The 14,586-nt window shown below is 43.0% G+C and carries 13 protein-coding genes; 4 read left to right on the top strand and 9 right to left on the bottom strand.

Translation table 11 applies throughout. The annotated features are described in order from the left end of the window. Positions 1 to 73 precede the first annotated feature (73 nt). From crl to AB6D07_RS12755, 4 genes are all read right to left on the bottom strand, one after another. Positions 74 to 463, bottom strand: a complete 390-nt coding sequence (gene crl / locus AB6D07_RS12770) for a sigma factor-binding protein Crl (protein ID WP_009847473.1) — start codon at positions 461 to 463, stop codon at positions 74 to 76. 143 nt (positions 464 to 606) lie between these two features. Continuing rightward, on the bottom strand, positions 607 to 1,860 hold the full coding sequence (gene frsA, locus AB6D07_RS12765; protein WP_029223098.1) for an esterase FrsA: 1,254 nt from the start codon (positions 1,858 to 1,860) through the stop codon (positions 607 to 609). An 89-nt stretch (positions 1,861 to 1,949) separates the two neighbouring features. Further along, complete coding sequence (gene tet(34) / locus AB6D07_RS12760) at positions 1,950 to 2,414, bottom strand: oxytetracycline resistance phosphoribosyltransferase domain-containing protein Tet(34) (RefSeq protein ID WP_009847475.1); 465 nt, start codon at positions 2,412 to 2,414, stop codon at positions 1,950 to 1,952. An 84-nt stretch (positions 2,415 to 2,498) separates the two neighbouring features. Beyond that, on the bottom strand, positions 2,499 to 3,788 hold the full coding sequence (locus tag AB6D07_RS12755) for an NCS2 family permease (RefSeq protein ID WP_017103887.1): 1,290 nt from the start codon (positions 3,786 to 3,788) through the stop codon (positions 2,499 to 2,501). A 1,064-nt stretch (positions 3,789 to 4,852) separates the two neighbouring features. On the opposite strand from AB6D07_RS12755, the gene AB6D07_RS12750 reads away from it, so the two are divergent. Continuing rightward, entirely contained in the window at positions 4,853 to 6,325 is a 1,473-nt protein-coding gene (locus tag AB6D07_RS12750) for an aminoacyl-histidine dipeptidase (protein ID WP_372140722.1), read from the top strand. A gap of 171 nt (positions 6,326 to 6,496) precedes the next feature. Here AB6D07_RS12750 and AB6D07_RS12745 read toward each other — a convergent pair whose 3' ends face one another. Beyond that, positions 6,497 to 7,036, bottom strand: coding sequence for a DUF3332 domain-containing protein (locus AB6D07_RS12745; protein WP_029223097.1), 540 nt, complete (start codon positions 7,034 to 7,036; stop codon positions 6,497 to 6,499). 260 nt (positions 7,037 to 7,296) lie between these two features. Here AB6D07_RS12745 and AB6D07_RS12740 point away from each other — a divergent pair, with 260 nt between their 5' ends. Continuing rightward, positions 7,297 to 8,343: a succinylglutamate desuccinylase/aspartoacylase family protein gene (locus AB6D07_RS12740; protein ID WP_012604657.1), complete on the top strand. Its 1,047-nt coding sequence runs from the start codon at positions 7,297 to 7,299 to the stop codon at positions 8,341 to 8,343. Positions 8,344 to 8,517: 174 nt separating this feature from the next. Here AB6D07_RS12740 and AB6D07_RS12735 read toward each other — a convergent pair whose 3' ends face one another. After that, positions 8,518 to 8,835: a DUF3622 domain-containing protein gene (locus tag AB6D07_RS12735; protein ID WP_009847480.1), complete on the bottom strand. Its 318-nt coding sequence runs from the start codon at positions 8,833 to 8,835 to the stop codon at positions 8,518 to 8,520. Between the two features lie 348 nt (positions 8,836 to 9,183). Beyond that, entirely contained in the window at positions 9,184 to 10,368 is a 1,185-nt protein-coding gene (locus tag AB6D07_RS12730) for an NnrS family protein (protein WP_029223096.1), read from the bottom strand. 306 nt (positions 10,369 to 10,674) lie between these two features. Between AB6D07_RS12730 and AB6D07_RS12725 the strand changes: the two genes are divergently transcribed. Continuing rightward, positions 10,675 to 11,229, top strand: coding sequence for a gamma-glutamylcyclotransferase family protein (locus tag AB6D07_RS12725; RefSeq protein ID WP_017099525.1), 555 nt, complete (start codon positions 10,675 to 10,677; stop codon positions 11,227 to 11,229). Positions 11,230 to 11,596: 367 nt separating this feature from the next. Here AB6D07_RS12725 and AB6D07_RS12720 read toward each other — a convergent pair whose 3' ends face one another. Next, positions 11,597 to 12,523 (bottom strand): LysR family transcriptional regulator, encoded by a 927-nt coding sequence (locus AB6D07_RS12720; protein ID WP_017103886.1) that lies wholly within the window; start codon positions 12,521 to 12,523, stop codon positions 11,597 to 11,599. 101 nt (positions 12,524 to 12,624) lie between these two features. On the opposite strand from AB6D07_RS12720, the gene chrA reads away from it, so the two are divergent. Continuing rightward, on the top strand, positions 12,625 to 13,773 hold the full coding sequence (chrA, locus tag AB6D07_RS12715; RefSeq protein ID WP_017103885.1) for a chromate efflux transporter: 1,149 nt from the start codon (positions 12,625 to 12,627) through the stop codon (positions 13,771 to 13,773). Between the two features lie 100 nt (positions 13,774 to 13,873). On the opposite strand, the gene AB6D07_RS12710 is transcribed toward chrA, so the two are convergent. Continuing rightward, entirely contained in the window at positions 13,874 to 14,584 is a 711-nt protein-coding gene (locus tag AB6D07_RS12710) for a class I SAM-dependent methyltransferase (protein WP_017103884.1), read from the bottom strand. Positions 14,585 to 14,586 lie beyond the last annotated feature (2 nt).

Here is a 14,586-nt window from a genome sequence, read left to right as displayed (position 1 = left end):
AAAGGGGAATTCACAAGCAGAAAAGGTGCGAAATCGCACCTTTTTGCTTTATATAGAAGAGTAACCTTTAAAATCAGACGAATTCGACAGACTCTTCGTCTAACTGAACGCCGATTTCAAATTTCTTTTGAAGTTCATCAACCAGCTTTTGGTGAAAGGCTTCTTGAGTTCGAGATACCTCAGCGATCGCCTTTTTAGGTAATGGTAAAGGATCCCAGTTACCATCGATGTTGTATTTACCCGTGTTGTACTTCGCCGAAAATCCTTCTTCCGACTTATCCAACTCCAACCACCAGCCCCAAAACTCACGTTCTTCTGGCGATTTTTTATCGTTCACACACACAGACAAGCAATCAAAAATATAGTGGCCTTCTTCTGATTGAGGCTCCCTTAAGTAAGGGCCTATAGCCTTTAAAACATTTAACAAGCGATAATGCGTAGGTTGTTGTGTCACTTCTGACATATTGAATCTCCATTTCAATGTTAAGAATGACGTTACTCAGACTGTTATACGTAGAAACTACGCAATTGGATTTTATAAATTATTTCTGAGTATCAGGTACTTACTTTGTACACTTTTCATGCTTAACTAATTTAGGGGAAATGTCATCTAAATAATTCATCCTCAAGCCACTTTATCGCCAATTCGAGGGATTGCTCATAACCTTGTGTAATTGACTTAGCTTTGATTTTCTTCGCTTTACCGTAATCACTGTAAATAGCAACCAGTTGGTTATCCATTGGAGGTGATACTGGGTCGCCCTCTAACGCTAATGCCAAGATAGGCACACTGGTTTTACTGTTTGACAGCAAACCTTGTACCTTGAGTGACCACGCCATCAATTGCCCAGAAAGACTATTGATATCAACGGCCCCTTTACCAAGACGTGAAGCCAAAACATCTAAATGCATTTTAGGCATCTGTTTCAGTTTGTCGGCATGAACAAAGATATCGTGAATTGGCGCGCCTAAAGAGATACACGCTTTAAGCTTATGCTGCTCAAGGAAAGATAATCTCACCATCGCATTGCCACCAAAGCGGAAGCCAAACAAGCCAACCTTGTGGTGATCGACCCACGGGATATTAGGCAGTTCATTCAAGACAGCTTGGTGAAGACAAGATGAGTCTTCTGTTAACGGCCAATGTGCACTGTGCCCTATCGATGGCATGTCTACCGTTAACATAGCAATGTTCTTAGGTGCTAAGTAATCCCTAAACAGGCGCCACATATCCGTTTGCAAGCTATCTAGACCCGCGCTGACAATCACAACCGGTTGTGGTTTATCTGTCTTGGTTAGATGCAAGTTCGCTTTGATCTTCTTGTTTTGGTACGGAATATCAATCTGCTTGACGATCAACTTAGTGTGCTTGATCGCTTCAGAATAGGCTGCGTTGGCCAACACTTGAGCCTGAGCCGCCAAGTTGTCGTTCTTGAGATGTGGGTAACCCGCAATACTGAAGCACAACGATGCTGAAAATAGCTCTTCTGCCATCTCTTCACCGTTCTTTTCATTAGAACGATTCTGATGCTGCATACCCAGCTTGGTCCATTCGTATGCCCAGTTACCACTTCGGTAACCCATGACCGTATCAAGCCACTCGTCGATTGTACGAGAGTTATCTGATGACGCGATGCGAGCCAATACCGCTTCTTGCTCTATTGGATTAACGCCTTGCCATACCCACTGAAGACGTCTTAGGTTTCGATACCATGATGAGTTTTGCTGTTCACGCTTCTCATCCAATAACGCTTCAGAGCTTGGCATGTATTGTGTCAACATTGAGGTCTCTTTCGCCTGCTTGTGCTTTACAAACAAAGTTTCCGAAAGGTTCGAGCTCGTTTCTTCTGGTTCAGACATTGGGATACTTAATAAGAAATGGTTGTCACTAATAATATAAAAAAAAATGACCCTATAAAGGGTCATTTCTCAAAAAACTAAGTTTACGCTTATTTTGACTTGCGATTTACTGGCTCAACGTAGCTTAGGCTAGTATCCCAAGGTTGCTCAATCCATGTGTCTTGAGCGATATCAACAATGTACTCGTCTAGCAAATCAGCACCAGATGGTTTTGCACATACAGCGATCAGTTTCGCTTTAGGGTACATTTCGCGAAGCTTACGTGCAGTGTCACCACTATCAACCAAGTCTTCAACGATTAGGAAGCCTTCGCCGTCACCTTCAGGTGCTTTAACTACTGTCATATCACGTTGGTGATCGTGGTCGTAGCTAGAAATACAAATCGTATCTACGTGACGAATACCTAGCTCACGAGCCAAGATTGCACCAGGAACCAAACCACCACGGCTTACTGCCCAGATGCCTTTCCACTGCTCTGCTGGCATTTGCTTTTCAGCAAGTTGACGGCAGTAAGTCTGCATGTTGTCCCAAGTGATAACGAATTTGTTGCTCATAGTATAAAACCTAATAATTTTGTCATGTTATTAGAGGCTATTTCAAACATAGCCTCTTCAGCGATTAAGCAGAAATCTAGACGATTAAGCGAAAATGTATTTAAGAATAAAGATAGCCGACATTACCCACACAGCTGGTGAAACGTCGCGACCTTTACCACTTAGCAGCTTAATTGCAGCGTAAGCGATGAAACCTAGTGAGATACCCTCAGCGATAGAGTACGTCAGCGGCATAAGCAGACATGTTACCACGACTGGTGCTGCTTCCGTAAGATCACGCCAATCAATGCCAACTAGGCCAGACATCATCAGAATTGCTACATAGAAAAGTGCACCTGATGTTGCGTAAGCCGGAATCATACCTGCAAGTGGCGAGAAGAAAAGAGCCAATAGGAATAAGACACCAACAACAACAGCCGTTAGACCGGTACGGCCGCCTTCAGCAACACCCGCAACACTCTCAACATAAGACGTTGTGTTTGATGTACCTAGCAATGCACCAATAGATGTTGCTGTAGAGTCAGCAAGCAGTGCTTTGTTCAAACGAGGTAGTTTGCCGTCTTCTTTGATTAGGTTTGCTTTCGTTGCAACACCAACCAAAGTACCCGCTGTATCGAACAAATCGACGAACAAGAATGCGAATACCACTGAAATCATACCGATTTCAAATACAGCAGAGAAATCAAGCTGCATGAATGTAGGAGCAAGGCTTGGTGGTGTAGACATGATGCCGCCGTATTGAACGTCACCAATAACAATGCCAAGAGCTGTGATAGCTAGAATCGCAATCATTACTGCGCCTTTCACGCCACGGTGAACAAGAGCAATCGTTAGGAAGAAACCAAGTGAGCCTAGGATAGGAGCAATCGCGGTAATGTCGCCCAGTGAAACTTTAGTTGCTGGGTTAGAAACAACGATGCCTGCATTGCTAAGAGCAATAAACGCTAGGAAAAGACCGATACCTGCAGAGATACCAACACGCAGAGACATAGGGATCGAATTGATAATCCATTCACGGATCTTAAAGATGCTTAAGAAGATGAAGATTACGCCTGATACGAAAACCGCTGCCAGAGCAACTTGCCACGTATAACCCATACCCATTACAACAGCGTAGGTAAAGAATGCGTTCAAACCCATGCCTGGAGCTTGAGCAATTGGGTAGTTAGCAACAAAGCCCATGATGAAACAGCCAATAGCAGCCGCTAAACAGGTTGCTACAAATACAGCGCCATGGTCCATACCAGCATCAGCTAGAATCATTGGGTTTACAAAAATGATGTAAGCCATTGTTAGGAAGGTTGTTAGACCTGCGATGATTTCAGTGCGCACATTGGTGCCATTTTCACTGAGTTTGAATAGCTTTTCGAACATTATCGAATCCTATAAGGGTAAAAAGTAAACGGTTGCGTAATCGATTGGCTGTGGATTATAAAGTTATCAAATAACAAATTCCAGATAGAATTAAGGCTCTAATCGATATTTATCAGAATGCCGTATGAAACAAAGCGATTAAAAATACAAACATTATCGGTAAATAATGTTTAAAAACAAACAATTAACAAAAATACATTCCGTGAAATTAGTTGGTTGTTTTTTCTACCATCGGTTATTTTCATTGAGAATCTAGCCAGTAAATTCTGAATTCAAACCCACAATAGTTATGTATTTTTCAACAGGATCAGTAATAAGGCGCAAATTGATATTTCGGCGTTTAAAAAACAACCACGCAGAACAGCAAGGAAAGTGACAAGCGAAAGCAGTTTGGAAAAGTAGCAGGCAAAAAAAACGCCACTCAAAACTGAGTGGCGGTAGAATCTGTCAACCAAAAGGGCTGTAAAAGAATTCCAATATATAGGGGTGAACAAAACTGTTCGAGTTACATGCTTACGGTATTAGTAACCAAAGCTTGTAGGGTATGCAAAGTTGCTAGTGTAAACAGAGCTGTTAATCCAGAACATTGCAGATGGTAAACCTTTCATAACTATCACCTTAATAAATCAATAAAAAACGAATTTGATTTCTCGGTTCCTTGGAGGCGATAAAACGGACTCATCCTTTGAGCATTTACTCTTCATCTCAGAAGTTGGTTATTAATATACCCTAAAGAAAAAAGATTACAAGTATTTTTTGCTATGTGTCACACTTTTGGCTATTTACGGTTATTTTACAAACTCTATTTTGTAATTAAATTACAAAATAGAATTAAACAAACGTTTGCCTGTACCGTTTATAAGCATCAACGCGCTTATTTATGATCAGATAGACAAGATCGCTTTCAAAATTTGAGCTATTTGAGGTTTAGAACCGCTACTCGTCAAAACGCTCAAGTGGTATGCTGTTGCCATCAAAACAGACCCATATTTTAGATTTTTGTTCTAGTTTTTTGCCATTACAAAACCTAAATATATGGTTATCAAATAAAAAAGGAGTCATCCGTGTCTGAATTCCATTCTGAGATCAGTAAATTGCCCCCTGCCCCTATTTGGCAGTTTTTCGATAAAATTTGTTCAATCCCGCACCCTTCGAAACATGAAGAAGAACTTGCTCAATACATTATTGCTTGGGCAACAGAGCAAGGCCTAGATGTACGTCGTGACCCAACGGGTAACGTATTCATCAAAAAGCCTGCAACGGCGGGGATGGGAAAAAAAAAAGGTGTCGTGCTGCAAGCTCACATCGATATGGTTCCACAAAAGAACGAAGACACAGTTCATGACTTCGCTAAAGATCCAATCCAACCATACATTGATGGTGAGTGGGTTACAGCGAAAGGCACAACGCTTGGCGCTGATAACGGCATGGGCATGGCTTCTTGCCTAGCGGTTCTGGCTTCGAACGAAATCCAACACGGCCCTATCGAAGTTCTACTTACCGTAGATGAAGAAGCAGGCATGACTGGTGCTTTCGGTCTTGAAGCGGGTTGGTTAGAAGGCGATATCCTTCTTAACACCGATTCAGAGCAAGAAGGCGAAGTGTACATGGGTTGTGCTGGCGGTATCGACGGCGCAATGACATTTGAAATTGCACGTAACGCGATTCCAGCTGACTTCGTAACACGTAAGCTAACGCTAAAAGGCCTAAAAGGCGGTCACTCTGGTTGCGACATCCACACAGGTCGTGCAAACGCAAACAAACTGCTTGCTCGTTTCCTAGCGGGTCACGCAAAAGAGCTAGACCTTCGCATCGTCGAATTCAAAGGTGGTAGCCTTCGTAACGCTATTCCTCGTGAAGGTTTCGTAACGGTTGCTGTTCCTGCTGAAAACCAAGAGAAACTGGCTTCGCTATACAACTACTACACAGAGCTGCTTTCAACAGAGCTAGGTAAAGTAGAAGACAGCATCGTGACTTTCAACGAAGAAGCTTCTGTAGAAATGGGCGCACTTGCGTCAGCAGACCAAGCTCGCTTTATCGCGGCACTTAACGCATGTCCAAACGGCGTGATTCGTATGAGTGACGAGATTGAAGGTGTTGTTGAAACGTCTCTAAACGTAGGTGTTATCACAACAGAAGAGAACTCAATCACAGTGCTTTGCCTGATCCGTTCTCTTATCGATTCAGGTCGTAGCCAAGTAGAAAGCATGCTTCACTCTGTTGCTGAACTAGCAGGCGCTAACATCGCATTCTCTGGTGCTTACCCAGGTTGGAAGCCAGATGCAGATTCAGAAATCATGCACATCTTCCGCGACATGTACGAAGGTATCTACGGTCACAAACCAAACATCATGGTTATCCACGCTGGTCTTGAGTGTGGTCTATTCAAAGAACCTTACCCGAACATGGATATGGTTTCTTTCGGCCCAACCATCAAGTTCCCTCACTCTCCTGATGAGAAAGTGAAGATCGATACGGTTGAGCTATTCTGGAATCAAATGGTTGCACTGCTTGCAGCTATCCCAGAAAAAGCATAATTCGATAAACTATGTATGTTCAATAAATGGTGTTTCCAATAAATAGGGCTCTTCACTAAATAGCACTTTTCAGTAAACACCGTTTATAGACACAAAATAAAACAGGTACTCAATGAGTACCTGTTTTTGTATCCAATCTTTGTAGCTATGTACTTGTGACTAAATAAACAATTAAGCGCGTGAAGCCGCGTAGCTTTCTAACTCATCAATTGAAGTTTGTGCTACTACTTCGCCGTCGATGAAATATGTCACCATCTCACCATCACGAACTCCGATCAATGTCGCACGCTCACCAGACTGGTAAGTGATGTCCATTTGGATCGTGTTTTCGTCGATCTGCTGCATTTGACCTTTCTCAATCATATCAGCACTCGTAATCGGACCCACTGGTGCTTCAGTCAGTGACTTATCAAGCTGATTGTTGATATCAAGGTAAGTATCAATCTTAGTATCAAATATATGCGGTGCACCTGTTAGTGGGTTGCTGCCCGTCCAGAACTCTAGTGAGTTGAATACCAAGTAATCAGCTGCAACTGTTAGACCGTAAGCCGGTGCAAGCAATATGTTCAAACCACCACGAGCGTAACGGTTATCAACGGCTTTAAGGTTGAACTTCATTAGGTAACCCGTTACTGCATTGCTACCAACACAGCCAGATAAAGCAACAGATACCACCGCTAGTGCTACAACTTTTGAAATTGTTTTTTTCATTTTCATCTCGATATTTGAATTTGGCCGCCAAAAAATGGCGGTGGATAATAGCAACCAACCAAATGACAAATATCAGTGTACTGTCAGAAAAACCACAATTTGAAACACCCTATAATGAGTCAAATTAAAACTGGAAACTTATTTATAGATAACTCCATAGAAAAGTTTTGTCGTCACCGTAAACCGATTGATTCGTACTAAAAATCAACGATTGGTACATTCCGTGTTAACGAATTATCACCATGTTGAGAACAACCTAAATGGCAAGACTAAAACCTAATCAACCATTCGAATTACTTGGTTATACTGTTCAGCCAGGACAGCGAATGGAGATTGAACTGCAAGCGGCTCAGCTTTACACGCACTCTCCACTTTCGATCCCGATTGAAATTATTCACGGTCGCCAAGCAGGCCCAACACTGATGGTAAATGCGGCTATCCACGGCGATGAGCTAAACGGTGTTGAGATTGCACGACAACTGACCAATGCGATTGATCCAAAGAAACTGAAAGGTACCTTGATTGTTGTGCCTATCGTTAACGTGTTTGGCTTTATCCATAAATCTCGTTACCTACCAGACCGTCGTGACCTAAACCGTTGCTTCCCTGGCAGTGAGAAAGGATCGCTAACATCACGCATCGCTTACACTTTCTTTGAGAATGTGGCGAAGCACTGTGATTTTATTTTGGATCTACACACAGGTGCGATTCACCGTACTAACTTGCCCCAGATCCGTGCAAACCTGTCGAACCCAGAAACATTGCGCATCGCAAAAGCGTTCGCAACACCAGTGATCATTGACTCACCACTGCGTGACGGATCACTTCGTAGCGAAGCGGAAAAATTGGGTATCCCTGTATTAACTTACGAAGGTGGTGAAGCGTTGCGTTTTGATCACCTAGCGATTCGTGCGGGTTACCTTGGCGTACATCAAGTGATGAAAGAAATCGGCATGCTGCGCCCAAACCGTAAAAAGTTGCCAGAGCCAGTGTTGAGCAAATCCACCAGCTGGATCCGCGCTGAGTCAGACGGTATTTTGCGTAACATGGTGAGACTTGGCGAACAAGTTGAAGCAGGACAAACCCTTGCTTACATAAGCTCTCCATTAGGTCACCAAGAAGGCCAAGTGATCACAACCAAAGGCGGTATCGTAATTGGCCAACAAACTCTACCGTTAGTAAACGAAGGTGACGCAGTATTCCACATTGCTTACTTCAAACAAGATGACGATGAAGTGGGACAATCAGTTGAGAGCTATATTGAAGAAGTAGCGGAAGATGATTGGCTAACGGCGCTTAACAACTAATCAATGAATGACATGTAGTCACTAGCAAGAAGTGGCTACATTTTCGAAAATAAACTCCACAAACTAAAAAGCCCCAATACACTTTTGACTAGAAAGAAAAAAGTTATATTGGGGCTTTTTTTACTTGTCCCTTATCTTAAAATTAAGGAACCTGTAAATTAATTAAGAGCTGGATTACTCAGCGTCTTCTTGCTCTTCTTCACGAGCTTTTGCGCGTGCTTCACGTGCTTGCTCAGCTTTAAGCTCTTTAGTATGACGTAGTTCGTCACGCTCTTTACGCTGCTCTGATTTACGCTCGTTACGTTCAGCTTGGTTTGCGATGAAAGATGCTAGCTCTTTCTCTGCCCACTCTTGTGCTAGAGCTTCAGTTTCAAAACCAGACTCACGCTTAGATACTGTTGTGCTGCGAGACGTTACTTGACGAGTAATCTCTGCACACCAACCGTTGCGTTTTTCTGTAAGGCGGATATCAAATTTTTTGTTCTTAGACATGTTCTATTTTTTCCTAAGGGAGATCATTAAGGGATCGGTCAACTTTGATAACTCCATCTAAGTGAGCATCTTTTAACACCATCCCTTGGTAAGCGCGGTATTAGAGCACAAATCAATGAATATTGCTGCAAATATTTGCAGCGGATCACACTCCAGTGCTGTAAATCGTGTGTGCCGGATTTCAATGGGTTCGTAACTCTCCGATTCACCATCAACTTCTATGCTATTTTATCGACAACAATGAAATGAACGGTTCTCAAACAGAGACAAATTAAAGCGATAACTAGCTGCGATCAAAAAGGGAAGCTCAGTGCTTCCCTTTAAAAATGTGTTAGAAAATCAATACGCTTACCCCGGATGACCATCCACTCTTGGTGTTAACAGCATCATGCCAAACTTCCAGATAAACAGACCAAACGCCAACGTCCATAAACCCGCGCTGATGTTGACCATCTCAAATAAGTAAGCAGGGAAGAAAGTGACACCTAAACTACGAACTAATGCCGCGATAAAGATAGCCGAGAACGCCAGCGCCATACTTGGCCCTTTATAGATAGCACGGCCTGTGTGTCCCATGGTGACACGTGTGATCATCGCAAGAATGAGCCCGCTCAAACCGCCAATCGCAAACAGGTGCAGCATGTTATGGCTTGCAAATGGGTTATCTAACAAGCCTCTTAGCAACAAGCTCAAAGGAATACACAAATAAGCCGCATGCAGTGACCACACCAAAGGCTCAGACAACGTTGTCCAAGGCTTCCAACGAACAAAACGCACCAACTGAATCACACCTGCAAACACCATCAACTCATTGCCCACTTGAGCAAAGGTCAACGGGAAGAAGCTCAGCACAAACAATCCAACCAAAGGCAGGTTCGCTAGCCATTCCAACCAAACCAGTGGTTGTGCTTTTTCAAAGTCAAAACGACGGGCCGTGAAGAACGGGATAACTCGTCCACCCATTACGGATAATAGCAAGGTAAACCACCATAACATTGCGTGCCATACTGCAGACGATGGGAATGGAGGCATGCCTTTAATCGTCGCGTAACTAGCAAAGTTGGCGACGATAGCCAATATAAACAGCGGCACAAAAAACAAGTTCTTCCAGCCTTTCGATTTCACGACACGGAAACCAATCTCGTAAGCGGCAAAGATCAAGAACAACGCTTCAACCGATGAGATTAACCACAATGGCGCCGGTGTCCAAAATAGAATACGAGGTGCGAGCCACAAACCAACGAGCGCTGCTAATCGATAATGTTTAGTTCCGTTGACTCCCGTCCACGTTTGCACCGCAGTCAGAACAAAACCAACCACAATCGCCATAGAAAAACCAAACAGCATTTCATGTACATGCCACCAAAGCGCGGGGACTTTTAACACTTCAGGCTGACCATTTTGGAACATGACAACCCAAGCGACGATAGCAATCACGGCATAGAGACTGCCAAGAAAGAAGAAAGGTCTAAAACCTAAACGAAGATAAGCTGGAATCGCATCTTCTACGCTTTTATCTGTGATATTTAACAAACTCATTCCTCATTTCAGATAACAAGCCAAGTGTGGCTTATATTGAATTGCTACCAATAGCCAAATTCAAGGTGCAGTAATCATCACCGCAATATTGCCTAACACAATGCATGAAACGCGCCAAAGATATAAAACCAATAAAAACAAGCAACAAGGTGTATTTAGAGAACAAAAAAGTGTCAATTAAACACACCACAAAAAGTCATTTAGACTCGAATATGTGTAAAATAAAAACTACTGACATTTGATGAAGCCAAACATATAGTAAGACTAGTCTCAAATACAAAAGAACAGACAGGGAACGCGATGTATATTTTTGGTTATGGTAGCTTGATCAACTCCTCTTCTCGTCAACTCACAGGTCAAACAGGACAAGCTATTCCTGCGATAGTGCACGGCCTAGTGCGTCACTGGAGTAAAATCGACGACAGCTATGTTTTGTCACCGTTGATCGTCAATCTTGGTGAGGGACAAGTGAATGGTGTTTTGCTTGAGGTCGATGATGTTGCGTTGGCTGAATTTGATCGTCGTGAACGCGGTTATCACCGAATCGAATTGAAAGCCGATCAGATAGAGAGCCAAACTGACTTTATAACGGATCAATCGATCTGGGTATACATCAAAGACGAGATTGAAGCGCCTTGTGAAAACAGCCCTATCGTTCAAACCTATGTTGATACTGTCATGGCAGGATGTTTAGAGGTGTCTGAAAGCTTTGCTGCGCACTTTGTGGAACATACACAAGGTTGGCACCATCCATTAGAAAATGATCGCCACCAGCCGAAATACGGCAACCTTGCTGGGGTTTCTGATCACCACCACAGTGTGATTGATGGCTTGATACTGACCGTTCGTAGCTAGTTGATACTCATAATTTGTCGGTCTACAGAGCTCGTTGCTCTTAGTCAGTTAACTCGACCGTTAACTGTTCTAAATCGGGGTTAAACAACTCAAACCTGTAAACACCTAAGAGATTAGAGCTAACTTAGAACAAAAGAAAAAGCGCTAGGGGGAGCTAGCGCTTTTAAGACCAACTAAGTCCGTTTAGCCTGGTAGTTTTTTCAGCTATATCATTAGGATATAATCAATTTTTTTACTTAGGTAAATCAAAAAGCCTATTCTTTACGACTGCTTTTAGTCGTAAATTAAGTATAGTCGGGTTCTTATAATAATCCGGATTTTTCTAAAAATAATTCGCATAAAATTGATGACCGAACAACTGCTGCAACTATGCAGCAACCACAGATGAAACGGCTTGTGTAAAAAGCTTTCTAAGTAGCTTATTTTTATCATCTAAATGCTTAGCCTTGCGATAGATGAGCTGTATATCAAAATCAGGCACATCGATAGGTGGCTCCACTGCTACCACGGTATCTTGGTCTTGAGTATCATTGCGTGCCACCAGTTTGGGGACGATACACAATAACTCCCTACCTCTTATCAAACGTTTTACTGTTAAAAAATTACTTGAAGATATAGCGACTTTTCGACTGAAACCTAGCTCAGCCAATCGAATATCAACACCTGTTTTTAGAGCCCCCGCAGGAGAAACCAATGCATGTTCTACAGACACAAACTGATCTAAAGACATTGGTTGTTCAATAGATAAAACCGACTGATCGAACAAACAGACATGTTGCTCTGTGTACAAATGCGTGGTTCGATATTGCTTTGAGACCTCACCAAAACTGCCTATCGCCATATCAAGCTTGGCGTCTTCAAATACTTGCTGATAGTTACTCCGGTTTACATTGAACAGCACGACTTGCGAATTAGGAGAGGATTGCTTGATGAGGTCAAACAATGCTGGCGCGAACATCTGCTCAGCATAATCGGTAAGACCAATCTTCCAAGTCCCTTTATAAGTCGCGGCATCAAACGATTTAGACAGTAACACCTCTGACTGGATGGTATTGAGCAGAGCTTCTACCGTACTGGACAGTTCAATGGCTCGATCGGTCGCCTCCATCTTGCTACCGACACGCTCAAACAGAGGGTCATCAAACAACTTTCGTAGCCTTTGTAAACTATGACTCATCGCAGACTGGCTGACATAACAACGTTCAGCCGCTTTGCTCACACTGTTCGTTTTATACAGTGCCTGTAGTGCAATCAATAAGTTAAGGTCAATTCCTTTCCAGTTAAAATCAGCCATAAAACAAAACCCATATTATTCATAATCACAATTAAAACAATTAATTTGAATCATAGTCTAACTCCACATAAATTACGCTAAACATTTATCTGGAATCGATCATGCTTTCAATTTTTAAAACCTTTTTCTGGCTTGGCTGGATTAGCTTTGGCGGACCAGCGGCACATATTGGCTACTTCCATAAAACCTTTGTTGAGAAACTGAATTGGTTATCCGACGAAGAGTACGGGCAAATTGTCGCCCTCAGTCAATTTTTACCAGGCCCCGGCTCAAGTCAGGTTGGTTTCGCGGTTGGTTACAAAAAAGGTGGCTTAACCGGTGCGATTGCCGCATTTGTCGGCTTCACCTCCCCTTCAGTCATCCTAATGTTGATATTGGCCTTAGTGAGCAACCAGTTGTTGGAAGCACCGCTTTTCATTTCAATCATCCACGGACTTAAGCTACTCGCGGTTGTGGTTGTAGCTGACGCCACTTTCGGCATGTACAAAAACTTTTGCCAATCAAAGATAGCAACAGCACTGTGTGTGATCACCGCGATTGTTCTACTTTTGATTCCTGGGATCTGGCCTCAAGTCTTAGTGCTCCTATTTGCAGCAATCATTGGCAGTAAGTTCTTAACCTCGCAAGACTTAAAAACAGCGCCTTCGACACATAAGATATCCATAACACCGCTAGTGATTTTTGTAGCGCTACTGGTTGGTTTACCTCTGTTCAGTGCATATTCTCAAGGCATCGAAGTATTTGGGTTATTTTACCAAGCAGGCAGCTTAGTCTTCGGTGGCGGTCACGTGGTTCTTCCTCTGCTACAAAATGGTATTGGTGATCAACTGTCCCAAGATACCTTCCTAACAGGCTATGCCGCAGCGCAAGCCGTACCGGGCCCGATGTTTACGTTAGCCACTTACCTCGGTTATGTATTAATGCCATCAGCACCTATCACAGGGGCACTGCTCGCAACGATTGCGGTGTTCTTACCGGGCTTCTTGCTGCTATTGGGTGTATTGAAGAACTGGCAGGCAATTGCGAGTAAGCCTCTAGTAGCTGGGGCGCTTACAGGTGTGAATGCGGCTGTAGTCGGCTTATTACTTGCGGCTCTATACCATCCCATCTTCACAAGTGCAGTGAGTAGCGGCTTAGACTTCGCTCTGATCATTGTTGGTGTTTGGTTATTAAAAACCGTAAAGGTTCCGATTGTAGGGTTAGTGGGTGTGTTTATGTTGTTTGGCGCAATTACAGGTTTGGCGATCTAAGCTATCAATTAATAGACAGACAAATAAGAAGTGAGAGGTTTGATCGCTTACTTCTTGTTTTCCCGCTCTTCTTTCAAAAACTAAAAGCATCTTTTACTTCCTATAGTGGTTTAACCCCGTGGAAGTTAAAGAACAAATTGCAATCAATAAGCGGTACAAAGCTCAGCGGCCAAAATGATTTTTGGTGTTCAGGAAGGTAATACCTTAAGAAGGCGATTAAGTTATTACATGGATTGACATGCTCTCTCGCCATAATGTAATCGTAATGCCACCCCTTCTGTAAGGCGTGTTTTCTTGTCGTCATATAACGGCCGATTTTCCAAGCGATCCCAGGATCGGTAGGAATCAAAATAGACAGAGTGCCTCCAGGCTTTAACACTCGTAACCACTCTTTGATCACCAAATGAGGCTCGTATAGGTGCTCCAATATATGAGTTGCGATCACGCGCTCGAAGCTATTGCTTTCAAAATCTAACTCACAAGCATTAGTTACGTTAAAAGTGAGTTTGTCATAAGAATTGATACGACTGAGTTGCTCTTTTGCCACCTCAAGAGCCGCAGCATCGCCATCACTCACGATATACTCGTCAAAGGTGTGTTTGACGTGCAGCAAGTGTTCACCTGTACCAGAGCCCACTTCTAACACTCTCGAAAAGTGTTCACTTTCACCAAATGGCTTTTCACATGCTATGTGGCCAGCTCTCATCACATAACCCGTTGTATTGCCGTTATAAACTCGCTCATCATATTCGTCACTAAAACGGGACAAATAATCGATCCACTCTTTGTCTTCATCCTTGCTTGTTCTCATGC

The organism is Vibrio sp. 10N.239.312.C11 (genome assembly GCF_041466065.1).
Lineage (GTDB): Bacteria > Pseudomonadota > Gammaproteobacteria > Enterobacterales > Vibrionaceae > Vibrio > Vibrio tasmaniensis_A.
This window is presented reverse-complemented; position numbering and strand designations above follow the sequence as displayed.